Origin of the sequence: Limimaricola sp. AA108-03, from assembly GCF_050847355.1 — a bacterium.
Lineage (GTDB): Bacteria > Pseudomonadota > Alphaproteobacteria > Rhodobacterales > Rhodobacteraceae > Limimaricola.
Genome location: NZ_CP193755.1, coordinates 265,001 through 289,626, shown reverse-complemented (window position 1 = coordinate 289,626; position 24,626 = coordinate 265,001). Strand labels below are relative to the sequence as shown.

25 protein-coding genes, 1 tRNA gene and 2 rRNA genes (1 of these 28 cut by a window edge) are annotated in these 24,626 nt (G+C 67.5%); 17 read left to right on the top strand and 11 right to left on the bottom strand.

Features of this window, described 5'->3' with window-relative positions; translation table 11 throughout:
• The first annotated feature begins 111 nt into the window (after nucleotides 1–111).
• From ffh to ACRAQ3_RS01470, 11 genes are all read left to right on the top strand, one after another.
• Nucleotides 112–1,608, top strand: a complete 1,497-nt coding sequence (gene ffh, locus ACRAQ3_RS01520) for a signal recognition particle protein (protein WP_432255412.1) — start codon at nucleotides 112–114, stop codon at nucleotides 1,606–1,608.
• Entirely contained in the window at nucleotides 1,605–2,123 is a 519-nt protein-coding gene (locus ACRAQ3_RS01515; RefSeq protein ID WP_432255411.1) for a GNAT family N-acetyltransferase, read from the top strand. The genes ffh and ACRAQ3_RS01515 overlap by 4 nt, the downstream gene beginning before the upstream one ends.
• Nucleotides 2,120–2,416, top strand: coding sequence for a chorismate mutase (locus ACRAQ3_RS01510; protein ID WP_085896745.1), 297 nt, complete (start codon nucleotides 2,120–2,122; stop codon nucleotides 2,414–2,416). The genes ACRAQ3_RS01515 and ACRAQ3_RS01510 overlap by 4 nt, the downstream gene beginning before the upstream one ends.
• A gap of 42 nt (nucleotides 2,417–2,458) precedes the next feature.
• Nucleotides 2,459–2,821, top strand: coding sequence for a 30S ribosomal protein S16 (gene rpsP / locus ACRAQ3_RS01505; RefSeq protein ID WP_269398533.1), 363 nt, complete (start codon nucleotides 2,459–2,461; stop codon nucleotides 2,819–2,821).
• Nucleotides 2,821–3,471 (top strand): 5,6-dimethylbenzimidazole synthase, encoded by a 651-nt coding sequence (bluB, locus tag ACRAQ3_RS01500; protein ID WP_432256251.1) that lies wholly within the window; start codon nucleotides 2,821–2,823, stop codon nucleotides 3,469–3,471. Before rpsP ends, bluB begins: the two co-directional genes overlap by 1 nt.
• A 61-nt stretch (nucleotides 3,472–3,532) precedes the next feature.
• Nucleotides 3,533–4,042: a ribosome maturation factor RimM gene (gene rimM / locus ACRAQ3_RS01495; RefSeq protein WP_432255410.1), complete on the top strand. Its 510-nt coding sequence runs from the start codon at nucleotides 3,533–3,535 to the stop codon at nucleotides 4,040–4,042.
• Between the two features lie 83 nt (nucleotides 4,043–4,125).
• Entirely contained in the window at nucleotides 4,126–4,290 is a 165-nt protein-coding gene (locus ACRAQ3_RS01490) for a DUF1328 family protein (RefSeq protein WP_017929173.1), read from the top strand.
• 66 nt (nucleotides 4,291–4,356) lie between these two features.
• Nucleotides 4,357–5,187: a tRNA (guanosine(37)-N1)-methyltransferase TrmD gene (gene trmD / locus ACRAQ3_RS01485; protein ID WP_432255409.1), complete on the top strand. Its 831-nt coding sequence runs from the start codon at nucleotides 4,357–4,359 to the stop codon at nucleotides 5,185–5,187.
• Between the two features lie 52 nt (nucleotides 5,188–5,239).
• Nucleotides 5,240–5,632: a 50S ribosomal protein L19 gene (rplS, locus tag ACRAQ3_RS01480; RefSeq protein ID WP_183473305.1), complete on the top strand. Its 393-nt coding sequence runs from the start codon at nucleotides 5,240–5,242 to the stop codon at nucleotides 5,630–5,632.
• 11 nt (nucleotides 5,633–5,643) lie between these two features.
• Entirely contained in the window at nucleotides 5,644–5,865 is a 222-nt protein-coding gene (gene rpmE, locus ACRAQ3_RS01475; protein WP_269398530.1) for a 50S ribosomal protein L31, read from the top strand.
• Nucleotides 5,866–6,112: 247 nt separating this feature from the next.
• On the top strand, nucleotides 6,113–6,625 hold the full coding sequence (locus tag ACRAQ3_RS01470; RefSeq protein ID WP_432255408.1) for a hypothetical protein: 513 nt from the start codon (nucleotides 6,113–6,115) through the stop codon (nucleotides 6,623–6,625).
• A gap of 59 nt (nucleotides 6,626–6,684) precedes the next feature.
• On the opposite strand, the gene ACRAQ3_RS01465 is transcribed toward ACRAQ3_RS01470, so the two are convergent.
• Nucleotides 6,685–7,953: a DEAD/DEAH box helicase gene (locus ACRAQ3_RS01465; RefSeq protein WP_432256250.1), complete on the bottom strand. Its 1,269-nt coding sequence runs from the start codon at nucleotides 7,951–7,953 to the stop codon at nucleotides 6,685–6,687.
• Nucleotides 7,954–8,326: 373 nt separating this feature from the next.
• On the opposite strand from ACRAQ3_RS01465, the gene ACRAQ3_RS01460 reads away from it, so the two are divergent.
• Nucleotides 8,327–9,136 (top strand): division plane positioning ATPase MipZ, encoded by an 810-nt coding sequence (locus ACRAQ3_RS01460; protein ID WP_432255407.1) that lies wholly within the window; start codon nucleotides 8,327–8,329, stop codon nucleotides 9,134–9,136.
• Entirely contained in the window at nucleotides 9,136–9,636 is a 501-nt protein-coding gene (locus tag ACRAQ3_RS01455; RefSeq protein WP_432255406.1) for an N-acetyltransferase family protein, read from the top strand. Before ACRAQ3_RS01460 ends, ACRAQ3_RS01455 begins: the two co-directional genes overlap by 1 nt.
• Nucleotides 9,637–9,681: 45 nt before the next feature.
• On the opposite strand, the gene ACRAQ3_RS01450 is transcribed toward ACRAQ3_RS01455, so the two are convergent.
• A complete protein-coding gene (locus tag ACRAQ3_RS01450; RefSeq protein ID WP_432255405.1) occupies nucleotides 9,682–10,536 on the bottom strand; it encodes an SDR family oxidoreductase in 855 nt (284 codons plus the stop codon).
• Between the two features lie 190 nt (nucleotides 10,537–10,726).
• Here ACRAQ3_RS01450 and ACRAQ3_RS01445 point away from each other — a divergent pair, with 190 nt between their 5' ends.
• The gene (locus ACRAQ3_RS01445) at nucleotides 10,727–12,031 is read left to right on the top strand and encodes a dihydrolipoyl dehydrogenase family protein (RefSeq protein WP_432255404.1); all 1,305 of its coding nucleotides are present in this window, start codon (nucleotides 10,727–10,729) and stop codon (nucleotides 12,029–12,031) included.
• 81 nt (nucleotides 12,032–12,112) lie between these two features.
• On the opposite strand, the gene glgX is transcribed toward ACRAQ3_RS01445, so the two are convergent.
• The 3 genes from glgX to treZ all read right to left on the bottom strand — a co-directional run bounded on the left by glgX (nucleotide 12,113) and on the right by treZ (nucleotide 18,618).
• Complete coding sequence (gene glgX, locus ACRAQ3_RS01440; RefSeq protein WP_432255403.1) at nucleotides 12,113–14,272, bottom strand: glycogen debranching protein GlgX; 2,160 nt, start codon at nucleotides 14,270–14,272, stop codon at nucleotides 12,113–12,115.
• Nucleotides 14,273–14,449: 177 nt separating this feature from the next.
• A complete protein-coding gene (gene treY / locus ACRAQ3_RS01435; protein ID WP_432255402.1) occupies nucleotides 14,450–16,858 on the bottom strand; it encodes a malto-oligosyltrehalose synthase in 2,409 nt (802 codons plus the stop codon).
• Nucleotides 16,855–18,618 carry a malto-oligosyltrehalose trehalohydrolase gene (treZ, locus tag ACRAQ3_RS01430; RefSeq protein WP_432255401.1) on the bottom strand — a complete coding sequence of 588 codons (1,764 nt, stop codon included), beginning with the start codon at nucleotides 18,616–18,618 and terminating at the stop codon, nucleotides 16,855–16,857. The genes treY and treZ overlap by 4 nt, the downstream gene beginning before the upstream one ends.
• Nucleotides 18,619–18,771: 153 nt before the next feature.
• On the opposite strand from treZ, the gene ACRAQ3_RS01425 reads away from it, so the two are divergent.
• Nucleotides 18,772–19,566, top strand: coding sequence for an SDR family NAD(P)-dependent oxidoreductase (locus ACRAQ3_RS01425; RefSeq protein WP_432255400.1), 795 nt, complete (start codon nucleotides 18,772–18,774; stop codon nucleotides 19,564–19,566).
• A 56-nt stretch (nucleotides 19,567–19,622) separates the two neighbouring features.
• On the opposite strand, the gene ACRAQ3_RS01420 is transcribed toward ACRAQ3_RS01425, so the two are convergent.
• A complete protein-coding gene (locus ACRAQ3_RS01420) occupies nucleotides 19,623–19,994 on the bottom strand; it encodes a rhodanese-like domain-containing protein (RefSeq protein WP_432255399.1) in 372 nt (123 codons plus the stop codon).
• A gap of 351 nt (nucleotides 19,995–20,345) precedes the next feature.
• Between ACRAQ3_RS01420 and ACRAQ3_RS01415 the strand changes: the two genes are divergently transcribed.
• Nucleotides 20,346–21,497, top strand: a complete 1,152-nt coding sequence (locus tag ACRAQ3_RS01415) for a THUMP domain-containing class I SAM-dependent RNA methyltransferase (protein ID WP_432255398.1) — start codon at nucleotides 20,346–20,348, stop codon at nucleotides 21,495–21,497.
• A 6-nt stretch (nucleotides 21,498–21,503) separates the two neighbouring features.
• On the opposite strand, the gene ACRAQ3_RS01410 is transcribed toward ACRAQ3_RS01415, so the two are convergent.
• Nucleotides 21,504–21,893 (bottom strand): hypothetical protein, encoded by a 390-nt coding sequence (locus ACRAQ3_RS01410; protein ID WP_432255397.1) that lies wholly within the window; start codon nucleotides 21,891–21,893, stop codon nucleotides 21,504–21,506.
• Between the two features lie 253 nt (nucleotides 21,894–22,146).
• Here ACRAQ3_RS01410 and ACRAQ3_RS01405 point away from each other — a divergent pair, with 253 nt between their 5' ends.
• Complete coding sequence (locus tag ACRAQ3_RS01405; RefSeq protein ID WP_432255396.1) at nucleotides 22,147–22,557, top strand: hypothetical protein; 411 nt, start codon at nucleotides 22,147–22,149, stop codon at nucleotides 22,555–22,557.
• A gap of 11 nt (nucleotides 22,558–22,568) precedes the next feature.
• Here ACRAQ3_RS01405 and ACRAQ3_RS01400 read toward each other — a convergent pair whose 3' ends face one another.
• The 4 genes from ACRAQ3_RS01400 to ACRAQ3_RS01385 all read right to left on the bottom strand — a co-directional run.
• Nucleotides 22,569–23,057, bottom strand: a complete 489-nt coding sequence (locus ACRAQ3_RS01400; RefSeq protein ID WP_432255395.1) for a molybdopterin-dependent oxidoreductase — start codon at nucleotides 23,055–23,057, stop codon at nucleotides 22,569–22,571.
• Between the two features lie 393 nt (nucleotides 23,058–23,450).
• Nucleotides 23,451–23,527: transfer RNA gene (locus tag ACRAQ3_RS01395), tRNA-Met, on the bottom strand.
• A 95-nt stretch (nucleotides 23,528–23,622) separates the two neighbouring features.
• A 5S ribosomal RNA gene (gene rrf, locus ACRAQ3_RS01390) occupies nucleotides 23,623–23,737 on the bottom strand.
• Nucleotides 23,738–23,924: 187 nt separating this feature from the next.
• Nucleotides 23,925–24,626, bottom strand: a 23S ribosomal RNA gene (locus ACRAQ3_RS01385) (it continues 2,130 nt past the right edge of the window).

Sequence of the window (24,626 nt, the reverse complement as noted above, 5' to 3'; positions counted from 1 at the left end):
CTTTCCGGTCCCCGGCCATTGCGGGGATCGCCGTCCGTCAGCGCGTTGCGCCCACGGGCGCGCAACCGCATGGGGCAACCGGGACTGACGCAACGGTCGGAAAGGACCGCCATGTTCGAATCGCTCTCAGACCGCCTCTCAGGCGTCTTCGACAGGCTCACCAAGCAGGGCGCCCTCTCCGACGAGGACGTGCGTACCGCGCTGCGCGAAGTGCGCGTGGCGCTGCTGGAGGCCGACGTGTCGCTCAGCGTGGCGCGCGATTTCGTCGCCGCCGTGCAGGAAAAGGCCACCGGCCAGGCGGTGACCAAGTCGATCACGCCGGGCCAGCAGGTCGTGAAGATCGTGCATGACGAGCTGGTCTCGGTGCTCACCGGTGACAGCGACCCGGGCAAGCTCAAGATCGACAGCCCGCCCGCGCCGATCCTGATGGTCGGCCTGCAGGGCTCGGGCAAGACCACCACCACCGCCAAGCTCGCCAAGCGCCTTACCGAGCGCGAGGGCAAGCGGGTGCTGATGGCCTCGCTCGACGTCAACCGCCCCGCCGCGATGGAGCAGCTGGAGATCCTCGGCCGCCAGATCGGCGTCGACACGCTGCCGATCGTCAAGGGCGAGGACCCGGTCGCCATTGCCAAGCGCGCCAAGACGCAGGCCAGCCTGGGCGGCTACGATGTCTACATGCTCGATACCGCCGGACGCCTGCATATCGATCAGGAGCTGATCGCCCAGGCGGCGGCGGTGCGCGACGCGGTCACCCCGCGCGAGACGCTCTTGGTGGTCGACGGCCTGACCGGTCAGGACGCGGTCAACGTCGCCACCGAGTTCGACGACAAGATCGGCGTCTCGGGCGTCGTCCTGACCCGGATGGACGGCGACGGGCGCGGCGGTGCGGCGCTGTCGATGCGCAAGGTGACCGGCAAGCCCATTCGCTTCGTCGGCCTCGGCGAGAAGATGGACGCGATCGAGACCTTCGAGGCCGAGCGCATCGCGGGCCGGATCCTCGGCATGGGCGACATCGTCGCCCTCGTGGAAAAGGCGCAGCAGACGATCGAGGCCGAACAGGCCGAGCGGATGATGAAACGGTTCCAGAAGGGCCGCTTCAACATGAACGACCTGAAGATGCAGCTCGAGCAGATGCTCAAGATGGGCGGCATGGAGAGCCTGATGGGCATGCTGCCCGGCATGGGCAAGATGGCCAAGCAGGCGCAGTCGGCGGGCTTCGACGACCGGATGCTCAAGCGCCAGATCGCGCTGATCAACTCCATGACCAAGAAAGAGCGGGCCAACCCCGACATCCTGCAGGCCAGCCGCAAGAAGCGCATCGCCAAGGGCGCGGGGCTCGAGGTGTCGGAGCTGAACAAGCTGCTCAAGCAGCAAAAGCAGATGGCCGATGTCGTGAAGAAGATGGGCAAGGGCGGCATGCTGAAACAGGCCATGAAGGGCATGTTCGGCAAGGGCGGCGAGATGCCCGACATGAACGACCCCGCCGCGATGGAAAAGGCCGCCAAGATGCTCGGCAAGCAGCTGCCGCCGGGCATGGGCAAGATGCCCGGCATGGGCGGCGGCATGGGCCTGCCCTCGGGCCTCTCCGGCTTCGGCAAGAAGAAATGATCCCGTCGCTCGCCACGGACCGGCTGCACCTCGTGCCGCCCTCGCTGTCGGTACTGCCGGCGGAGCGCGAGTTCCTCGCGTCGGATCGCGCGGCCTTCGTCGGCGGCCCGGCCCCCCGGCACAAGGCGTGGCGGGTGATCGCGCTGCATCTGGGGCACTGGCAGATCCTCGGCTACGGCATGTGGGCCGCCATCGAGCGCGATAGCGGCGCGCCGGTCGGGCTCGTCGGTCTCTGGGGCCCCGAACCCTGGCCGATGCCGGAGTTGGGCTACCACCTCTACGAGGGGGCCGAAGGCAAGGGCTATGCCACCGAGGCCGGGCGCGCCGTTCTCGATTTCGCGCGCGACCGGCTCGGAATGCGCGAGCTGGCCTCGATGATCGACCCCGAGAACGCCGCCAGCCAATCGGTGGCGCGGCGGCTAGGCGCCGAGAACACGGGCCGCGAATTCCGCGCCGACCCCGACGGCCCCGCCGTCGAGATCTGGCGCCACGACCTGACGGGAGAGCGCCCATGACCGAGGCCAGCAACCGCGCCGCGCAGCTTCTGCGCGAGCACCGCGAGAGCATCGACCGGCTCGACGCGATCCTCGTCTACACGCTGGGCGAGCGGTTCAAGCACACCCAGGCGGTCGGCCGGCTCAAGGCCGAGCACGACCTGCCCCCGGCCGATCCGATCCGCGAGGAAGCGCAGATCGCCCGGCTCACCGATCTTGCGAAGGAGGCCGATCTCGACCCCGAATTCGCCAAGAAATTCCTGGCCTTCATCATCCAGGAAGTCATCAAGCACCACGAGAAACATCAATCCTGACGGGACGTTCCCGTCACCAGCCATACCCAAGGAGATACTCCCATGGCCATGAAGATCCGGCTCGCCCGCGGCGGTTCCAAGAAGCGCCCCCACTACTCGATCGTCGCCACCGACTCGCGCATGCCGCGTGACGGCCGCTTCCTCGAGAAGCTCGGCACCTACAACCCGCTGCTCCCCAAGGACAGCGAGGACCGCGTGAAGATGGACATCGAGCGCATCCAGGAATGGATCGCCAAGGGCGCCCAGCCGACCGACCGCGTCGCGCGCATGCTCGAAGCCGCCGGCGTCGCCGAGAAGAAGACCCGCTCCAACCCCAAGAAGGGCGAGCCGGGCAAGGCCGCCAAGGAGCGCGCCGAGAAGCGCGCCGCCCGCGAGGCCGCCCCGGCCGAAGAGAGCGCCGAGTGATCGGCGGTGGCCCGGAACGCCCCGGCGCCTTCGCGCCGGAGTTCCGGGCCGAACTGGCCCGGCTGATGGACCGCCGGCGCGACGTGCGCCGGTTCCGCACCGATCCGGTGGACGAGGCAGCGCTGACGCGCTGCCTCGATTCGTTTCTGACCGCGCCATCGGTGGGGCTGTCGGAGCCTTGGCGGGTGATCCGGGTCGAAAGCGAGAGAGCCCGCGCCGCGGCGCTCACCAATTTCGAGGCGGCCAATGCCGAGGCCCTCGCGGGGCAGCCGCGCGACCGCGCCACGCTCTATGCGCGGCTCAAGCTGTCGGGCATGCGCGACGCGCCGGTGCAGCTTGCCGTCTATTGCGACGAGACCACCGGCAAGGGGCACGGCCTCGGCGCGGCCACCATGCCCGAGATGCGGCGCTACTCGGTCGTCGCCGCGATCACCCAGTTCTGGCTCACCGCGCGCGCCGAGGGCCTAGGCACCGGATGGGTTTCGATCCTCGACCCCGAGCGGCTGGCGCGGGATCTGGACATCCCGCCCGGCTGGGCGCTGGTGGGCTATCTCTGCGTCGGTTACGCCCGCGCGCTCGACCGGGTGCCCGAGCTCGAGGCCGAGGGCTGGGAAGTCCGGCGCGGCCACCTGCCGATCGAGACGCGCTGAGCCTTGCCTTCGGGGCCGGGCTGTTGTTCCAACGCGCGAGAACAGGCTTGGAGGACATGACATGGGCGACATGATCTGCGTGGGGCGGCTGGCGGGCGCCTTCGGGGTGCGCGGCGAGGTGCGGCTCAAGAGCTTCTGCGCCGACCCCGAGGCGATCGTCGACTACGTGCCGCTCAGCACCGCCGATGGCCGCGAATTCCGGCAGATCGTGCTGACCGGTCAGGGCTCGGGCGCCTATACCGCCCGGGTCGACGGCATCACCAGCAAGGAGGAGGCCGACGCGCTCAAGGGCGCCGATCTCTTCGCGCCGCGCGACCGGCTGCCGGCCCTGCCCGACGACGAATACTACCACGCCGACCTGATCGGCCTCGCGGTGCACGATACCGGCGGCGCGCTCTTGGGCACGGTGCGCGCGGTGCTCAACCACGGGGCCGGAGACCTGCTGGAGGTGCTGCCGCCGCAGGGTCAGGCCACGGTTCTGCTGCCCTTCACGCTCGCCGCCGTGCCGACCGTCGATCTCGCGGCGGGGCGCATCGTCGCCGATCCGCCGGAGGGCCTGTTCGGGGGTTGAACGCCCCGGAACCCGCCTTACCCATCCGTGTTGAGCCCTTGAAGCGCCGGAGTTTTTCCGGGCGCAGACCGAAAGGCTATGACATGATCGAATGGATTCTGATCCTCCTCGCCATCGCTGCCGTCGCCGGTCTTCTGGGCATGGGCCGGATTTCCGGCGCCGCGCTTACCGGGGCCAAGTGGCTCGCCATCATCGCGCTGGTGCTGTTCCTGCTGGTGCTGTTCGGGATCATCGGCCTCGCGGCCTGATCGCGCAGCTAGCTCCGGGCCGCCGGGATCTTTCCCGGCGGCCCGTGATCCGCTAGAGCCGTCGCCATGAGCGACACCCCTTCCCCCTCCCGCGCCGCAGGTCGGCTGAGCGCCCGCCCCTCGGCGCAGCCGCGCGAGCTGATGACCGACACTCCGGACCTCGCCGGGGCCTGGACCGCGCAGGTCGTCACCCTGTTTCCGCAGGCCTTCCCCGGCGTGCTGGGCGAGAGCCTGACCGGCAAGGCGCTGAAGGACGGGCTGTGGCAGCTGCAGCCGATCGACCTGCGCCCCTACGGCGAGGGCAAGCACCGCAATGTCGACGACACGCCCGCGGGCGGCGGTGCGGGCATGGTGCTGCGCCCCGACATCGTCGGTCGCGCCATCGACGACGCCAAAGCGCGCGCCAAGGGCGTGACCCCGGTGATCTACCTTTCGCCGCGCGGTCGCCGCTTCGATCAGGCGCTGGCGCGGGAACTGGCGCAGGCGGACGGGGTGATCCTGCTTTGCGGCCGCTTCGAGGGAGTGGACGAGCGGGTGATCGAGGAGCACGGCATCCTCGAGGTTTCGCTCGGAGATTTCGTGTTGACCGGCGGCGAGATCGCGGCGCAGGCCTTGATCGACGCGACGGTCCGCCTTATACCCCGCGTGCTCGGGAATCAGGCGTCCACGGAGGAGGAATCCTTCTCCCACGGTCTCCTCGAACACCCGCAGTACACCAAGCCCGCGCTCTGGAAGGGTCGTGCGATCCCCGAGGTTCTTCTCTCGGGTCATCACGCGAAGATCACCGACTGGCGCCGGGAGATGGCCGAGAGGCTGACGAAAGAACGGCGACCTGATCTCTGGCGGGCATATTGCGCGGCGCGCGGTATGGACCCGGATGAAGACCGAGAGCTCTGAGGTTGCGAGCAACTTCGCGGAGATAACCGCGAGCAATCAAGGAGTGACAGGCATGGACCTGATCGCACAGCTCGAAGCGGAGCAGATCGCTTCGCTGGGAAAGACCATTCCCGACTTCAAGGCCGGTGACACCGTGCGCGTCGGCTACAAGGTGACCGAGGGCACCCGGACCCGCGTCCAGATGTACGAAGGCGTCTGCATCAGCCGCAAGAACGGCTCCGGCATCGCCGGCTCGTTCACCGTGCGCAAGATCTCGTTCGGCGAGGGCGTCGAGCGCGTCTTCCCGCTCTACTCGACCAACATCGATTCGATCGAGGTGGTGCGTCGTGGCCGCGTGCGCCGCGCGAAGCTCTACTACCTGCGTTCGCGTCGCGGCAAGTCGGCCCGTATCGCCGAAGTCAGCAACTACAAGCCCAAGGCCGACACGGCCGCGGCCCAGGCCTGAGGAGCGCCGACATGAAAGCGGACATCCACCCCGACTACCACATCATCGACGTCAAGATGACCGACGGCACCGTGGTCAAGATGAAGTCGACCTGGGGCAAGGAAGGCGACCAGCTGTCGCTCGACATCGACCCCTCCGTGCACCCGGCCTGGACCGGCGGCTCCTCGCGCCTGATGGATGCCGGCGGCCGCGTCTCGAAGTTCAAGAACAAGTACGCCGGCCTCGGCTTCTGATAGCCCCGGCCTCTGCGAATCGGAAGCGCCGCCCTTCGGGGCGGCGTTTTGCATTTGTGGCGCAATTGCGGCGACGCGGCGCCCACCCTGCCCCGGAAACCCGCCCGATTTGCCCCTGCATCGCACAACAATGGCAGGGCGACGTCGAAATATGGCGTTTTGCGGGCAACAATCGGCACCTAATTGTGTCGCAATGCGTTCGACCCTGCTAGACCATGACAAATATGTCATTTCAGGGGCTTTTTCGATGCAACATTCCGGCGCCCGTTCCTTCGCCGACAAGGCCCACCTGATCGATCATCATGAAATGATGCGTATCCTGGGCCGGGTGCCCCCGATCGAGCCGCGCGGGCGCCACGAAAAAGCCACGATGGGCCGGGCCGCCTATGGCATGCACAAGGCCGCCGCGCGCCCCCGTGCCATGCGGTGGGACGAGGCGAGCCCGATCCGCCAGACCCGCCGCGAGGTCTGGATGCTGGTGCCCAATGCCCGGCTGGTCTCCGACGCGCTTGCCCAAGGGCGCGGCCCCGCGCTGGTGGCGCAGTGGGACGAACTGAGCCGCGTCGCGCCATGGTCGGAGATCGCGGCCGCATTCGGCGCGGCGCACGCCGCCCGGCCGCATGGCGCGCTGGCCGAGAAACACCGCGCGCGGGCAGCCTCGGGCGGCTTCGACATCGTCACCGCCGAGCAGTGCGCCACGCTTCGGGCGCGGCTCCTCGGCGCGACCCAACCACGGGCGCGCGTCGATCTCGACGTCTGATCGCTTCCGACAGCTTTCGGAAATGAAAAACGCCGCCCCGAGGGGCGGCGTTTTCGTCTTCAGGCGGCCTTGCGGGCGGGCCTGCGACGCCGGGCCGGACGGCCGCCCGGCTTGGCCGCGCCCTCGGGCTTGGGCGCGCCGCCGCCGAACCGGCGACCGCCCCCGCCGCCGCGACGGCCCTTCTTCTCGGGCTCGACCGGGTCCCAGCGGGTGCCGGAGGCCACGGGGATCGCCGCCTTCATCGCCTTTTCGATATCCTTCAGCTCACCCATCTCGTCGGGCGCGCAGAGCGCCACGGCGCGGCCATCGGCACCGGCACGCGCGGTGCGACCGATCCGGTGCACGTAGTTCTCGGCCACGTTCGGCAGCTCGTAGTTGTAGACGTGGCGCACACCCGGGATGTCGATGCCGCGTGCGGCGACATCGGTGGCGACCAGCACCCGGACCTTGCCCTCGCGAAAGTCGCGGATCGCCCGTTCGCGCTGACCCTGGCTCTTGTTGCCATGGATCGCGGCGGCGGCGAAGCCGGCGGCGGCGAGCTGCTTGGAAAGCTTCTCCATGCCGTGCTTGGTACGTCCGAAGACCAGCGCCAACTCGTCGCGGTGCTGGTCGAGCAGCTCGGTCAGAAGCTCGGTCTTGGCGGCCTTGGCGACGAAGTGGATCGACTGGTCGATCTTGTCGGCGGCCTTGCCCGGCGGGTTCACCTGCACCCGCACCGCGTCGGTGAGATAGGCCGAGGCCAGCTCTTCCATCTGCTTGGGCATGGTGGCCGAGAACAGCATCGTCTGACGCTCCTTCGGCAACAGAGGCGCGATCCGGCGCAGCGCGTGGATGAAGCCCATGTCGAGCATCTGATCGGCCTCGTCGAGCACCAGGAACTCGGTCTTCGACAGGTCGACCGCACGACGGTCGAGCAGGTCGATCAGCCGGCCCGGCGTGGCGACGAGCAGCGAGCAGCCGCCTTCCATGCGCTTGATCTGGCCGTTGATCCCGGCGCCGCCGACGACCAGCACGGTCTTGAGGTGGCTGCCTTGGGTATAGGCGGTAAGGTTGTCGGCGATCTGCTTGGCCAGCTCGCGCGTCGGCGCCAGCACCAGCGCGCGGGCCGATTTCGGCGCGGGCTTGCCGCCGGACTTCATCAGCCGGTCGATCATCGGCAGGCCGAAGGCCGCGGTCTTGCCGGTGCCGGTCTGGGCCAGGCCCATCACGTCGCGGCCGTTCATGGCGTGCGGGATCGCCTGGGTCTGGATCGGGGTCGGATCGGTGATGCCCTGCTCGGCGAGGGCGGAAACGAGACGGGGCGCCAGCCCCAGCATGTCGAAATCCATGTGCATCCTTGTAAGCGGCACGAAACGCACCGCGGCATGGGCGCAGACCCGCGGCATGCGGGTCGACGGTCGGGTTGCGCCCTTGCGCTCACGCGGGGCCGAATGCCCACGCGCCGACAGGACGCGGCCCCTTGCGTGAAATGGGAACCTGAGATCCGAAGCGGTGCGGGCGCCAGCGCAGATCCTGCGGGGGCGGCGCGGCTGCTCACGCGGGCCAAGCGCTTCGGTCTTGAGGGGCAGATGGACCCGAAAGCCGCACAAGTCAATGGGCAGGGCCGTCGTGCGCCGCGTGGGACTTGCGCGGTAAGGCGCCATCCCCTACCCCGGAAAGCAGTGCGGGAACGGCCCCTTGCGGCCGGAGGGGACGGAACACGTGGCGCATATCATCGTCGTCGGCAACGAGAAGGGCGGAGCCGGAAAATCCACCGTGGCGATGCATGTCGCGACCGCGCTCGCGCGGATGGGCCACAAGATCGGCACGCTCGATCTCGATCTGCGGCAGAAATCTCTCGGGCGCTATATCGAGAACCGCCGCCGCTACTGCGAACGCGCGGGGCTGGAGCTGCCCTCGCCCGCCCATGTCGAACTGCCCGAGATCGACGCCTCGGCCTTGCAGCCGGGCGAGAACGCCTCGGATCACCGGCTCTCGGCCGCGGTGGCGCAGCTCGAGGACGACAGCGATTTCATCCTGATCGACTGCCCCGGCAGCCATACCCGTCTCAGCCAGGTGGCGCATTCGCTGGCCGATACGCTGCTCACCCCGCTTAATGACAGCTTCATCGACTTCGACCTGCTGGCCAAGATCGACAATGACGGGGAGACGATCCTCGGGCCCTCGGTCTATTCCGAAATGGTCTGGAGCGCGCGGCAGCTGCGTGCACAGGCCGGTCTCGACCCGATCGACTGGGTGGTGCTGCGCAACCGGCTCGGCGCGCAGCAGATGGTCAACAAGCAGAAGATGGAAAGCGCGCTGTCGCGGCTGTCGGAGCGGATCGGCTTCCGCTCGGCCCCGGGCTTCAACGAGCGGGTGACCTTTCGTGAACTGTTCCCGCGTGGGCTGACGCTTCTGGACCTGCGCGATGTCGGGGTGAGCAACCTCAACATCTCCAACGTCGCAGCGCGCCAGGAACTGCGCGACCTGATGCGCGCGCTCGAGCTGCCCGGTGTCGAGGTGGAGTTCTGATGGCGCCATCGATCCGCCCGGCGCGGCGCGATGATGCGGGCGCCATGTGTGCCATCCTCAACCCGCTGATCGCGGCGGGTGGCAGCACCGCGCATCGCCGGCCTTTCGACGCGGCGCGGATGCGGCAGCACTATCTCGCCCCCGACGAACTGGTCAGCTGCGTGGTCGCCGAACGCGACGGGGATGTGGTGGGGTTCCAGTCGCTCGTATGGGCGGGCGATCCCGAGGACCCGCTCCCGGAGGGCTGGACGGTGATCGCCAGCTTCGTGCAGCGGGGATTGACCGGTCGCGGTATCGGACGGGCAATGTTCGAGAGGACCCGTGCGGCGGCGAAGGCCGCCGGGGTCGTCGCGATGGATGCCCCGATCCGCGCCGACAACCCGGCTGGTCTGCGCTACTACGCGGCGATGGGCTTCGACGACTGGGACCTGCTGCGGGCCGTGCCGCTCTCGGACGGCACACCGGTGGACAGGATCCGCAAACGCTACGACCTGATCTGAATAGGGGCACCCGTCGGCGCCCCTGTCCGGGTCGATTACCAATCCTCAGGCCCCGACGATCTTGCCGCCATTGGGGTGCAGCGTCTGGCCGGTGAAGTAGTTGCCGTCGGACGAGGCGAGGAACAGGTAGGAAGTCGCCACCTCCCAAGGCTGCCCGGGCCGGCCCAGGGGCGTGTTCTTGCCGAAGCCCTCGACCTTGTCGGGCGGCATCGAGCCCGGGATGAAGGGGGTCCAGATCGGCCCCGGTGCCACGGCGTTCACGCGGATGCCCTTCTCGGCCAGCGCCGAGGACATCGAGCGCGACAGGGCCAGCGTCGCGCCACGCGTGGTCGAATAGGTGACGAGACCGGCATTGCCTTTGAAGGCATTGACGGAAGTGGTGTAGACCACCGCGTCGCCCTCCTTCAGATACGGCAGCGCAGCCTGGGTGATGAACATCGGGTGCATGATGTTGCTGTCGATGGTGCGGCGCAGCCGCTCTTCCGAGATGTCCTCAAGCCCGTCATCGAGCCATTGCTGCGCGGCGTTGACGATCAGCACATCGAGCTGGCCGTATCGCTCCACGGTCTTGGCGACGGCGCTTTCGCAATGCTCCTTCTGGCCCAGATCGCCACGGATCAGCAGCGCCTCGGAGCCTTCTTCCTCGACCAGCCGCTTGGTTTCCTCGGCGTCCCGGTCCTCTTCGAGATAGGCGATGGCGAGCTTCGCGCCCTCGCGCGCGAAGAGCACCGAGACGGCGCGGCCGATACCGCTGTCGCCACCGGTCACGAGGGCGACCTTGCCCTTGAGCTTGCCGACGCCGGGATGGCGCGGGCGGTAGTCGGGGGCGGGATGCATCTCGTGCTCGTTGCCCGGCATGTGATCCTGGCTCTGCGCGGGCATGTCCTTGGGTTCGGTCATGATCGATCTCCCGGTTCGGAGTGTCGTTTTCGGGGTGTGGGGTATTCCTCTCGACAACGGCAGCGGGAAGACGGGGTTCCCGGGCGGGATGCGTCCTCGGGACCGCCGCGCGGCGATCCGCCGCCCCGGCCGATCCGGAACCCGCGCCCCTGCCCTTCGGTTGCCCACCTGACCTGCTGGAGGAGCGCCCATGGATACGGACTACGACGCGATCGTCATCGGAGGCGGCTCCGCCGGGCTGTCCTTTGCGCGCCACGCGGCGGGGCTCGGGCGCAAGATCGCGCTGATCGAGCGCGACAAGCTGGGCGGCACCTGCGTCAATCGCGGCTGCGTACCGAAGAAGATGCTCTGGACCGTGGCCGACGCCCTGCATCGGGGCACCGGGCTGACCCGTGCCGGGCTTCTCGGGCCGACCCCGCAGGTCGACATGCCGCGGCTCTGCGCCGCGCGTGGCGCCAAGCTCGAAGGCATCCGTCAGAGTTACCGCGACAAGCTGCACGAGGCGGGTGTCACGCTGATCGAGGAGACGGCCGAGCTGACCGCGCCGGGCGAAGTCACGATCCAGGGCCAGCGCCTGCGGGCGCCGCGCATCGTGCTGGCCACCGGTGGCCACCCGGTCAAGCCCGACATGCCCGGCGCCGAGTTGGCCTGCGACAGCGACGAGGTGCTGAACTGGACCGAGCTGCCGCGCGCGATGGCGATCATCGGCGGCGGCTATATCGGCTGCGAGATGGCGGCGATCCATGCCGCCATGGGGGTGCGCGTGACGCTGGTGACGGATACCGAGCGCGTGCTGACCGAGTTCTCGGAAAGCGCCGCTCTGGTCGGTCAGGCCAACATGCAGGCGCAGGGGATCCGGATCGTCACCTCCTGCACCCCCGAAGCGGTGCGGCGCGGCGATGACGGGCTGGAGCTCATGCTCGATGCCGATACCTTGCTGTCGGTCGACAAGGTCGTGGCCGCCACCGGGCGGGCGCCGAACCTCGAGGCGCTGGGCGATCTGAGGACGCGCGTTTCGCTTACCGAAAAGGGGGTGATCCGGATCGACGAGCGGTTCGAGACCTCGCTCCCCGGCCTGCATGCGGTGGGCGACTGTGCCGACCGGTTGCCGCTGACGCCGGTCGCCTCGAGCGATGGCGAGACGTTGGCGCTGCAGCTCTTCGGGGATTACCGCCCGCCGGTCGATCTGCGCCACGTCGCCACATCCGCCTATGTGCTGCCGCCGGTGGGCGAGGTCGGGCAGCCCTCGAAGGAGACGGTTTTCGAGGAGAACACGCTGTCTCCGTTGTCGGCGGCGCTACGCTCGGATGCCGCGCAGGACTATTGGGGGCTGGGCGGCTCCGAGGCGGAGGTCACTTCGGTCTCGCTCGTGGCCGAGGGCGCGCACGAGGCGATCGGCTGGGCCGCGCAGATGTTGCTGCACCGCCCCGACCGCGCAACGATGCGCCGGGCGCTGGGCGTGCACCCATCGACCTCCGAGGAAGCCATGGGCTGAAGCCCCCTCACAGGTTCATCAAGAAAGCGCCCCCGCGTCTCGCGACACGGGGGCGTTCCTTTTCGGGGTTTCGTCTGGGGATCAGCCCTTTTCGGCACTTGCGGCCTGGCTCTCGCCGGCGGCATCAGCCTCGGCGACCTCGTCCTCGGCTTCGATCTCCGCCTCGGGGTCCGGCACCCAGACCACCACCGATTGCCAGCCGACGCCGACCACGCCCTGTTCGGGCGTGTCGCAGCTCACCGGGTCGAGCGTGGTGTCGATGGCGCGGCGCCAGCCGCCCTTGGGCAGCTTGAACTCGCAATTGTCGCCCGAGTTCAGCACCACCATCACCTCGCGCCCTTCGCTATGCGGCACCAGCCGCATGCCGAAGCAGCTCAGTTCGGGGTTTTCCCAATCGCCCGGCTCCATCCGGCGCCCCTCGGGGTGGCGCCAAGTGACGGTCGGGCCGCCATCGGGCGCGTCCTCGGGCGCGCGGGCAAAGCGCAGCCGCGCCAGACCGCCCTCCCCCTTTCGGAATGCCATCAAGTCGGCCACGGCGCTGGTAATCTCGTCGCGCCGGTTCTCCCAGTCGAGCCAGGTGGTCTCGTTGTCCTGGCAATAGGCGTTGTTGTTGCCGTTCTGGGTCTGGCCGAAATCGTCGCCGGCAAGGATCATCGGCACGCCCTGGCTCATCAGCAGCGTCGCCAGCATCGCCTTGACCCGGCGCACCCGGCTGTCGTTGACGGTCTCGTCGTCTGTCGCGCCCTCGACACCCATGTTGTCGGAGAGGTTGTTGGAATGGCCGTCCTTGCCGTCCTCGCCATTCGCCTCGTTGTGCTTCTCGTTGTAGGACACGGTGTCCCACAGCGTGAAGCCGTCATGCGCGGCGATGAAATTGATCGACGAGGTGGCGGGCCGGTGCGAGTGGTTGAACTGCACCGGGGAGCCCAAGAGCCGCTCCGCCATCGCCGGGATCAACCCCTTGTCGCGGCGCCAGAAGGCGCGAATGTCGTCGCGCGCCTTGTCGTTCCATTCGCGGAACGGCCAGGGAAAGCCACCGACCTGATAGCCGCCATCGCCGATGTCCCACGGCTCTGCGATCAGCTTGACCTTGGAGAGCACCGGGTCCTGCCGGATCGCCGCGAAGAACGAGCCCTCGCGCTCGAAGCCCTGCGCCTCGCGGCCCAGCGTCGAGGCGAGATCGAAGCGGAAGCCGTCGACATGCATCACCTGCACCCAGTAGCGCAGGCTGTCGAGCACCATGCGCAGCACCATCGGATGCGCCACGTTGAGCGTGTTGCCGGTGCCGGTTGTGTCGAAGCTGTGGCGCGGGTTCTCGGGCGACAGCAGGTAGTACGAGGCGTTGTCGATGCCGCGGAACGACAGGGTCGGCCCCATCTCGTTGCCTTCGCAGGTGTGGTTGTAGACCACGTCGAGGATCACCTCGAGACCGGCGGCGTGGAACTTCTTCACCGCCTGCTTCACCTCGCGGTAGAAGCCCGATTTCAAGTAGGGCTTGTGCGGCGCGAAGAAGGACAGGGTATTGTAGCCCCAGTAGTTCGACAGCCCCTTGTCGACGAGATGACCGTCATTGGCGAAGGCGTGGATCGGCAGCAGCTCGACCGCGCTGGCCCCAATCCGGGTCAGGTGGTCTATGAAGGCGTCGGAGGCGAGACCCGCGAATGTGCCGCGATCCTCGTCGGGCACGTCCGGGTGGCGCATCGTCGCGCCCTTGACGTGGGTTTCATAGATCAGCCCGTTCTGCCAGCGGCGGCGCAGCGCGCTGTCGGCCTCCCAGTCGAAATCGGTGTCGACGACCACGCCCTTGGGCACGAAGGGCGCGGAATCGCGCGGGTCCGGGCCCTGAAGGTCGTCGCCCGGCTGGGTGTAGCCGAACAGCGCCGGGTCCCACTTGATCTCGCCGATCAGCTCGCAGGCATAGGGGTCAAGCAGCAGCTTGTTGGGGTTGAAGCGGTGCCCCTCTTCCGGCACCCACGGGCCGTGCACCCGGTAGCCATAGACCTGACCCGGTCCGATATCGGGCAGGTAGCCGTGCCAGATCCCGCCTTCCATGCGCGGCATGTCGAGGCAGGCAATCTGCTCCTTGCCCTCGTCGTCGAAGAGGCAGAGCTGCACCCGGGTCGCGTTCTCGGACCAGAGCGCGAAATTGGTGCCGTAGCCGTCGTAATTCGCGCCCAGCTCGTCCGAGCGCGAGGCTGCGAGATCGAAGCTGGGCAGGTTCGGTTGGATGTCCTTGGCCATCGGGATGTCTGAACTCCGTGGCGGCGCTCGAGGACGAGCGGCGCGGCTGACCGGCGCGAGGGCATGCGCCGGAGGGGGTGGAACTTGGAGATGCGGGGCACGCGCAAACGGCCCCCGCACGGATTGGAGGCTGCCGCAGCAACGCGGCAACGGCAGCCCGGTTCCTTGGCCCGAGGATCAGCCCGCCGCCGCGACCCAGTCGAGGCAGACCGGTGCGTCGAGATCGGCCTCGTGGCGCGGCCAGATCCGCTCGGCCTCGCGCGCCGCGTCAGGCAGGCCATGGCCTTGGCGGTCGATGCGCAATTCCAGCCGCCCCTCGGCGCTTTGCCGGGTCAGCACCAGATGGCCATCGCCGGAGGTTTCGAACCGGGTTTCGGACTGCTCGAAGAAGCCCGGCATCCGGCGGCGCAACGCCAGCCCGTGGCAGATCAACCGCGCTTTGCGGCCCGCGAAGCTGTCGAGATCGGGGGCGGGCTCGGGATCCGGCCCGTCGGTGGCGGCAGCGCCGGGGATCTCGTCGAGCGACAGCTCTCCTTCGAAGCAGTCGGGCGCCCCCCGGATCGCGAGATCCGCGACGGCGCGGAAATCCACGGCCATGCGGTTGTCGGGGTCGGTCAGCTGGAACGCCCCCAGCTCGGTGCCCTGATAGATGTCGGGGATGCCCGGCATGACCAGCTTGAGCCCGGTCTGCGCCAGCGACAGCACCTCGCCGCGTGCCATCAGCTGGCCCGCCCCGGCGGGCAGCTCGCCCTCCCAACTCTGCGCCAGCGCCTTGGCAAAGCGCTGCGCATCGGCCTCGGCCTCCTGGTTCTGATGCGTCCAGGTCGTGACTTCCTTGGCCTCGCGCATCGCCTTCTCGACATGCTGGCCCAGTCGCTCGGCGATGTCGCCGCGTCCCGCCTCCCACATCGCCAGCAGCGTCTGCAGGATGTACCAGCGCAGGTTCGGATCGATGTCATGCGCGCCATCGACATCCTCGCTGTGCTCCCAAAGCGCCAGAAACGCCTCGGGCAGATGGCTGATCGCCACGAGCCGCATCCGCGCATCCTCGGAACGCTTGGTGTCATGGGTCGAGGTCAGCGTCATTTCGGTGGGCGCGCGGCGCTGCAGCCAACCGGAAAGCTCTTCAGGCGTAATGGTTGGCTCGTCTGGATCGGCGCCGACCTCGTTGGCGGCGATGTAGCGGTTCCAACGGAAACCCGCCGTGTCCTCATGCGCCTTGGCCAGAAGCGCGCCGGTCACCTGCTGGAAACGCACCTGCAGGGCCCGTTCCTCGGGGGTTTCGGGATCGGTGATGAAGCCCGCGATCCGTTTGACCGTGGCGTCCGTGCGCAGACCCTCGCCCGCCTCGGCCGTGACGCTGTCCATCAGCGCGCGCTCTTCGTCGGAGGGCGCTTCGCCTTCGGCGAAATAGGTGCGGTAGCGCGGAAAGGCCACGAGCAGCGCGATGATCGCCTCGCGCAGCGCCTCATCGCCGGTCTCCAGCGAATCCTCGGGCCCCACGGCGCTGCGCGCCATGTCAATCAACTGGTGCAGCTCGGCTGCCAGCTCCTGCCGGATCACCTCGTGCTTTGCGGTCTTGAGCGCGTCGTGGAAGCTGCCCTCGCGCCCGGTTTCGCGGCGCCAGCTCTCGTCGAGCCGCGCCAGCCCCTCGGCATCGGTGAGGATGCGCGAGATCGCCCTTGCCGCCTCGTAGCCGGTGGTGCCCTGGATCGGCCATGAGGCCGGCACGGTCTCGTCGCCGGTGAGGATCTTCTCGATCCAGATCGGCGTGTCGCCGACGCGCTCGCGCAGGCGGCGCAGATAGGCCGCCGGATCGGCGAGCCCGTCGATGTGATCGAGCCGGATGCCCTGCACCAGGTCCTTATCAAGCAGTTCGAACAGCAGCGCGTGCATCTCCTCGAACACCGCCTCGTCCTCGACCCGCATGCCGATGAGCCCGGTGACGTTGAAGAAGCGCCGATGCGTGACGCCGTCGCGCTCGTATTCCCAATGCGTCAGCCGCCACGGCTGGGCGGCATGGGCGTCGCGGATCGCCTCTGGATCGCGGCGCATCTCCTCCGAGGGCAGCGTGCCCTGCGACATCGGCACCGCGAAATGCTCGGTGGCGAGCTGCGGTCCCTCATCGCCTTCCTCGAGCCGGAAGGCGCCCGCTTCCAGCATCTCGTCGAAGGGCTGGCCGAGGAAGGGCAGCACCAGCCGCCCCTTGGCCCAGTCGATGTCGAAATGGCGCGCGTAGCGGCTGTCCTGCCCGTGGCGCAGCACGTCGCGCAGCCACGGGTTCTCGAGATGGAAGGCAGTGTGGTTGGGCACGATGTCGAGGATGATCCCGAGCCCCGCCGCCCGGGCCGCCTCGGCCAGCGCCTCGAAGCCCGCGCGGCCTCCGAGGCAGGGGTCGATCTCGGCCGGGTTGGTCACGTCGTAGCCATGGGTCGATCCCGAGGCCGCGGTGAAGATCGGCGAGAGGTAGAGATGGCTGATGCCGAGCCCGTCCAGGTAGGGCACGAGCCGCCGCGCGGTATCGAAATCGACGCCCTCGCGCAGCTGCAGACGGTAGGTGGCGCGGGGAAGCGGGGCAGCGTTCATTTATGCGGGCTCACGATCAGGGAAAAGGCAAAGGGATCGGCGGCGGGATCGCCGATGATGAAATCCTCGGGCTCGGCCGTGGGCGGGGTATCGGGTGGAGAACCGAGATTGATGCGCGCCACGACGAGCCCCTCCGCGAAGGGCCAGCAGGCAGAGATCGCGCGCGGCCCGGTACGGGTGACGCGCGCGGGCCCGGCCCGGCCCGATTTCATCAAGGGTACGATGCGCTCGGCGCGCAGCGACAGCAAGCGCCGCGTGAGGTCTCGCCAATGCTCCATATGCGCCGGATCGCCTTGGAACGGGCGCGAGCGCTCGAAGGTCTCCGGGGCGTTCGGGTCCGGCACCTCCTCGCCAAAGCTCAGGAAATCCTTGAACTCCCTCTGCCGCCCCTCGCGGGTAAGCCGCGCCAGCTCGCCCTCGTGGTCGCAAAAGAACAGGAAGGGCGCGATCTCGCCCACCTCTTCGCCCATGAACAGCATCGGGATGAAGGGCGAGGTCAGCAGCATCGCATGCGCCACCTCGACCCCGCGCGGATCGGCAAGCGAGATCAGCCGGTCGCCCAGGGCCCGGTTGCCGACCTGATCATGGGTCTGGTTGGAATTGACGAAACCGGTCCACGGCAAATGCGATGCCGGACGGCCGCGGCGGGTTTCCTTGCCGTGGCGGGGCTGGCCCTCCTCGACATGGCCCCGGGTCAGCGACAGGACCAGATCGCCGATCGGATCATGCGCAAACGGGGCGTAATACCCCTCGGACTCGCCGGTGAGCGCGGTGTGCACCGAGTGATGGTAGTCGTCGTTCCAACTCGCGACGTAGCAGCCGGTGTCGCGCAGCTCGGGCTCGTTGCGCTCATCCTCGGTGATCAGGTGCAGCGGCCGCCCGAGATCGAGCGCCTGCACCCGTTCGCCCAGTTCGACGAGGAAATGATGCGGCGAGGGGTCGATGATCTGGTGCACAGCGTCGAGCCTGAGCCCGTCGAGCCTATAGTTGCGCAGCCAGTAGATCGCGTTCTCGATGAAGAATTCGCGCACGGCCGGTTCGGTGAAGTCGATCGCCGCGCCCCAAGGCGTGTGACGCTCTTCTTCGAAGAACTCGGGCGCATAGGCATGGAGATAGGCGCCATCGGGACCAAAGTGATTGTAGACCACGTCGAGGATCACCATCATCCCGGCAGCTTGCGCCGCCTCGACGAATTCCTGCATGTCCTCGGGGCTGCCATAGGCCGGGTGCGGCGCGTAAGGCAGCACGCCGTCATATCCCCAGCCGCGTGCGCCCTGCCACTGGCCCACCGGCATCAGCTCGATCGCGGTGATGCCGAGATCGGCCAGCTCCTGCATGCGTTTCGCGGCGGCGGCGAAGGTACCTTCCTTGGTGAAGGTGCCGACATGCATCTCGTAGATCACCGCCTCGTCCCAAGCGCGTCCGCTCCATTCCGAGCGCCACTCCCGGGCTGCGGTATCGACCAGCAGCGAGGGGCCATGCACGTCGCCCGCCTGCTGCCGCGCGGCCGGATCGGGACGGCGTTCGCCGTCGATGACGAAGGCGTATTCGAGACCCGGCTCGGCCTTGGCCGCGAGGCTCCAGAAGCCGTCATCATCCTGGGTCATGGGCGTTTCGGAGCCGTCGAGCCAAAGGGCGACCTTCTTGGCCGCGGGGGCCCAGAGGCCGAATTGCCACTGGCCCGTTCCATCGGGCCGCGCGCCCCAGCGATTGCGAGATGCGGCCGCCCCTGCCGCCGGCGGCGTGTCGTTCTTGGTCATGATGGTCCTCTTAGCCCCTGTAGCGCGAACAGGCCGGCGTGCCCGCCGGTTCCATGCAGAGCGACATCCTGTCGGGGAACCAGCAGGGTTTCGTGGCTCTTGGGTCCGCAACGGGTCCAGTTGGCCCGATCCCAGCAATGAACGGAACACAGCATGGATCTCGGCATCAGGGGCAAGCGCGCCCTCCTCACCGGCGGCTCCGGCGGCATGGGCATCGAGGTGGCCAAGCTGCTGATACAGGAAGGCGCGCGTCCCTTCCTCACCGATATCGGCGAGGACGCGCTCGCCGAGGCGGACAGGCAGATCGGCGGCACCGCGGGCTACATGGCCGCCGACCTCACCGACACCGCCCAGATCGCGGCGCTTCAGGACAAGCTCGCGGAACAGGGTGGCTGCGACATCCTCGTCCATGCCGCCGGCGTCACCGGCGCCAAGGGCGATCCGCTCGAGATGACCGATGATGACTGGATGGAGGCCTGGGAGATCGACTTCATGTCCGCCGTCCGTCTCAGCCGCGCTCTGGTACCCGGCATGGTCGAGAAGGGCTGGGGCCGGGTCGTCTTCGTGACCTCGGAGAACGCGGTGCAGCCCTATGCCGACGAGGCGGTCTACAACGCAGCCAAGGCGGCGCTTCTGAACTTCACCAAATGCGTGTCGATGCCCTATGCGCCCAAGGGCGTGCTGTTCAACACCGTCTCGCCGGCCTTCATCGAAACGCCGATGACCGACGGCATGATGGAAAAGCGCGCCGAAGAGTTGGGCGTGTCCAAGGAGGAGGCGATCGAGAGCTTCCTCAAGGAAGAGCGCCCGTTCCTGACGCTGGGTCGGCGCGGCAAGGTGGAAGAGGTCGCCCCCGTTATCGCGCTGTTGTGCTCGGATCGTGCCAGCTTCACCGTGGGTTCGGCCTATCGGGTCGATGGCGGCTCCGTCGGCACGATGAACATCTGACGCGCAAAAGGGGCCGCGGATTCGGCGCGGCCCCTGTCTCTCGACCGAGAAGAGGTTCAGTCCTCCATCGGGCCGCCGGCTTCCTTCCAGTCGCCGATGCCGCCGATATTGGTGACCTTCTCGAAGCCCATCTCCCTGAGCGTCTTGCCCGCCAGCGCCGCCTGCCCGCCGGCACCACAGACAAGATGGATGTCGGCATCCTTGCGAAATTTCGGCTCGTGGAACTGGCTTTTCTCGTCGGCCATGAACTCGATGAAGCCACGCGGCGCCCGCAGCGCGCCTTGGATGGTGCCGGTCTTGGCGATCGCCGCCGAGTCGCGCACATCGACGAAAAGCGCGTCGCCGCCGTGCTTGCCGATGGCGTCCTTGGCCGGAATGCGCGTGACCTGCGCATTGGCCTCGTCGAGATAGTCCTTCGCGGTCTTCATGGATGCCCCCTGAACTGAAATGGCGCGGCCTTCGATCAAGGCCGCGCCGCGACATCTAGCTTCGGGCGGAGCGCGCTCAAGAGGCGGTGGCGCAGACCACACCTGCCCTTTGCGGCGGAGGCCTCCATTCTACGGTCACCATGGGGGCCGGCCACGACAGTCGCCGAGGCGGCGGGCGGGCACCCGGCGATCACGGCCACTCGGTGCCGTTCGCCGCATCGCGCAGGACATCCGTGTTTCCTGTGCCTCGCGGCGGATGGGCCGGTGCCGATATGGAAGGAATTCCGCCCGCCATCCCGCAGGAACGAGAAATCCATCGCGGTAGCCCAGCGATGCGGCTATGGGAGCCGCATGAGCGATGATACATTCGAGATCTTCCTGCAGGCTCCGCCCGGGCTGGAGCCGCTGCTTGCCGAAGAAGCGCGGGAAAAGGGCTTTGCCATGCCCGAGGCGGTGCCCGGCGGCGTGGTGACACGTGGCGGCTGGGAGGATGTCTGGCGCGCCAATCTCGAACTGCGCGGCGCGGGCCGGGTGCTGGTGCGGATCGGCTCCTTCATGGCCTTCCACCTCGCGCAACTTGACAAGCGGGCACGCAAGTTTCCCTGGGCCGGACTGCTGCGCCCCGGCGAGAGGGTGCGCGTCGATGTGAGCTGCCGCCGCTCCAAGATCTACCACGCGGGGGCCGCGAAGCAGCGGATCGAAACGGCGCTCGAAGCCTTCGGCGCGCGGATCGCCGGCGACACGGTGCAGGACGATGAGAGCGACGCCGAGGCCGGGATCGAGGCGCTGACGCTCAAGGTGCGGATCGAGGACAACGAGGTGATCTTCAGCCTCGACAGTTCCGGCGCACCGCTGCACCGGCGCGGCACCAAGCAGTTCGTCGGCAAGGCGCCGATGCGCGAGACCTTGGCAGCGCTGTTCCTGCGCGCCTGTGGCTATGACGGCCGCGAGCCGGTCTATGACCCGATGTGCGGCTCGGGCACCTTCGTGCTCGAGGCGGCGTCGATCGCCATTGGGCGCGCCCCCGGCCTGTCGCGCGGCTTCGCCTTCGAGCGGCTGGCAAGCTTCGATGCGACGCGCTGGTCGGCCCTTCGCGACGCCGCGGGCGGCTCCGCGACGCCGGAGCTGCGCTTTGCCGGTTCGGACCGCGACGCCGGCGCGGTCGCGGGCGCCAATGCCAATGCCGCTCGGGCCGGGCTCGGCGATCTCGCCACGTTCCACCACGCGGCGGTGAGTGACGCCATACCGCCCGAGGGGCCGCCGGGCCTCGTGATCGTCAACCCGCCCTATGGCGGGCGGATCGGCAACAAGAAGCTGCTGTACGGGCTGCATGGCGCGCTGGGCGAAACGCTGCGCCGCAATTTCAAAGGCTGGCGCGTCGGCATCGTCACCAGCGAGGCGGGGCTCGCCCGTGCCACGGGCCTTTCGGTGACCCCGTGGGGACCGCCAGTGCCGCATGGCGGGTTGAAGATCACGCTCTTCACCGCGCCGCCGATCACCTGAAGCCGATCAGGCGGCGGCGGGCGCCTGCCCTGTCGCCATGAGACGCGCCACCTCCAAAACCGCATCGGGCCGGAGCGGCAGCAGCTCGGCGGGGCGTGCCTCCTGCAATGCCGTGCAAGCCGTGCCGAGCCAGCGCAGGACATCCGCATCCGACATGCCCGGGCGCAGCACCAGGATCAACTCGCGCATCACCGGCAGAGGCAGGCCCACCGCATCGAACTGGCAGGCCGGGTAGAGCCGCCTCGCGCCCTGCGTCACCCCGACGATCCGCCCGGCTTCGGCCCAAGACCGCGCCAGGCTTGCGCCGAGCGGAACCCACCGGCCGAGCCGCGCCGCCACTTCGCCCGCGTCGAGCATCTCGATCCCCGCAGGAAAACTCCCCGTGTTCACCGTCATGACATGTGCCTCCCTGCGGGCGGAGATAGCGGGCAAGCGCACCGTGAAAAGAGAGAAAACCGTACAGACAACAACCCTTGGCTGCGTACGGCCGCTCGCCTGGCCCGTGGACGATCAGATCGCCCGCAAGGGAGATCCAGTCCCTACATTTGTTGAGTTTCGGTTAATGCCCGCGAGCCAAGCGGGCCGGCAGCCTATGCAGCGGGCCTTTGACGGTGTTCAATGAGAGCGCCCCTTTCCGAGGGAGGCGATGATGGGCCGCCTGCGAATCTGGCTGGACCGGCTCTCCGATGACCGGTGGCGCCGTTTCGTCGGCGACCGACTGGAGACCGCCGCCACCGAGACCTTCACCGTGCTGCGCTGGGGGCTTCTCGTCGGATTGGCGCGACTGATCGCGCTGGAGACCGGGCTATGGGGTTTCAAGGCGCTGCACTGGGCCCTGTCGGCGCTTCTCTTCGCCTATCTCGCCTCGATCTTCCTGCTGCGCCCCGAAATCCCGATCTTCGCCCGCACCGATACGCGACGCAAGCGGCTGATCCAGACGGGGGTGAACCATGCCGTCTGCATGGCCGCCTTCATGGCGGCCATGATGGCGATAAATGCGCTAGCCGACGTCGCGGCCGAGATGCGCTTCGTCGAGAAACTCGGCCTTTCGCCAGACTGAGCCTTAGGGGTTCAGTCGGTCAGGGTCAGGGATTTCAGCTGCCAGATGCTGCGATCCTCGAACTCCTTGGCCTTGTAGGCCTCGTCGCTGTCATAGGGATAGATGATCCAGTAGGGCCCCATCATATCGATGTCCAAGGGCTCGCCATCCATCTGGTAGGCAACGATCGGGCCGCCCGGCACGGCGTCGGTCACGGGAATCTCGACCGCATAGCCGTCGCGGGCCATCGCGCGGATCACCGTGCCTTCGGCATCGGCATCCTCCAGCAGGTCGGCGAGCGCCACGCCGGTGAAGCGGATCACCCCATCGGTCCAGACGGTGCTGGTCTCGAATTCGGTCACCGGCATCGCCTTGAGCGCCTCGAGATCGAATGTCGCGGGTTCCCCACCCTCTGCCTGCAATACCAGCTCATCGGCGACTTCGGGTGTTTCCTGAGCCAAGCCGGGGGTCGCGAGCGCCAGAGACAGACACAGCGCGGTGAGCAGATGCGATCGGATCATGGGAAACCTTCAAGGTTGGAATTTTCTGAGCGGATTGAACATCAGACGCCAGACGCCGCCAAACTTTCGCCGCCTCGGCCCGCAGTTTTATCCCGATCGTGTCAGCCGAGCCTCAACCCCAACGCGTGCAGTCGGCAGGGCCCGCTGCCGCAGGGCATATGGTTGGCTCAGGCAGCTGCGCCGGACTCTCCGGCCTGCTGCCAACGGCCTCGCCCAGCTAGCAGTGTCGCAGCTCAAGGCATGCCGGGAGGTCGTCGAGTTGGCAGATCACCCTCGACAAGTAAGTTCCGAGTGCCGGCCACAGATCGAGCTTCAGGGCAAGCTTCCAACCCGCTGGGGGAAACGCAGAAAGCCTCCCGAGGAAGGCTTGTCTGGATCTGTGTCAGATTACGGTGGTTGCGGGAGCAGGATTTGAACCTGCGACCTTCAGGTTATGAGCCTGACGAGCTACCGGGCTGCTCCATCCCGCGCCATGTTTTGTGGCCTATCGCCCGGAGGGCTGCTTGAGGCCGCATGTCGCTGTGTTCTGGCATCGTGTCAGAGAGAATGTGATGTTCTTTACTAGGTCTGGCGGTGACTTACTCTCCCACGTCTTGAGACGCAGTACCATCAGCGCGACGGCACTTAACGGCCGAGTTCGGAATGGGATCGGGTGTTTTGCTCGTGCTATGGCCACCAGACCGAGGAAAGAACATCTTGTTGGTGGCCTACCGCCCGGAGGGCTGCTTGAGGCCGGTGCGGCCTGTCGCGTGCTCCGATGGGAGGTCACCATATCAGCCGCCCTGCCCTTGCGGGGAGCGGTGTTCCAGGTCGTCGTACACCGTTTTGGTGCGTATGGTTTCGGATCCAGTCTTGCTGTTTCTGGATCGGATCAAGCCTATCGGACCATTAGTATCGGTCAACTGAACGCATTGCTGCGCTTACATCTCCGACCTATCGACGTGGTGGTCTACCACGGTCCTCGGGGATACCTTGTTTTGAGGGGGGCTTCCCGCTTAGATGCCTTCAGCGGTTATCCTGTCCGATCATAGCTACCCTGCACTGCCGTTGGCACGACAACAGGTCCACCAGTGGATCGTTCACCCCGGTCCTCTCGTACTAGGGGCAACTCCTCTCAAGTATCCTACACCCACGGAAGATAGGGACCGAACTGTCTCACGACGTTCTAAACCCAGCTCACGTACCTCTTTAAATGGCGAACAGCCATACCCTTGGGACCTGCTCCAGCCCCAGGATGAGATGAGCCGACATCGAGGTGCCAAACACTGCCGTCGATATGGACTCTTGGGCAGTATCAGCCTGTTATCCCCAGCGTACCTTTTATCCGTTGAGCGATGGCCCTTCCACTCGGGACCACCGGATCACTATGGCCGTCTTTCGACTCTGCTCGACTTGTCAGTCTTGCAGTCAGGCTGGCTTATGCCATTGCACTCGACGAGCGATTTCCGACCGCTCTGAGCCAACCTTCGCGCGCCTCCGTTACTGTTTGGGAGGCGACCGCCCCAGTCAAACTACCCGACACAGGGTCCCGGAACCGGATCACGGTCCGCGGTTAGACATCAAGAGTGC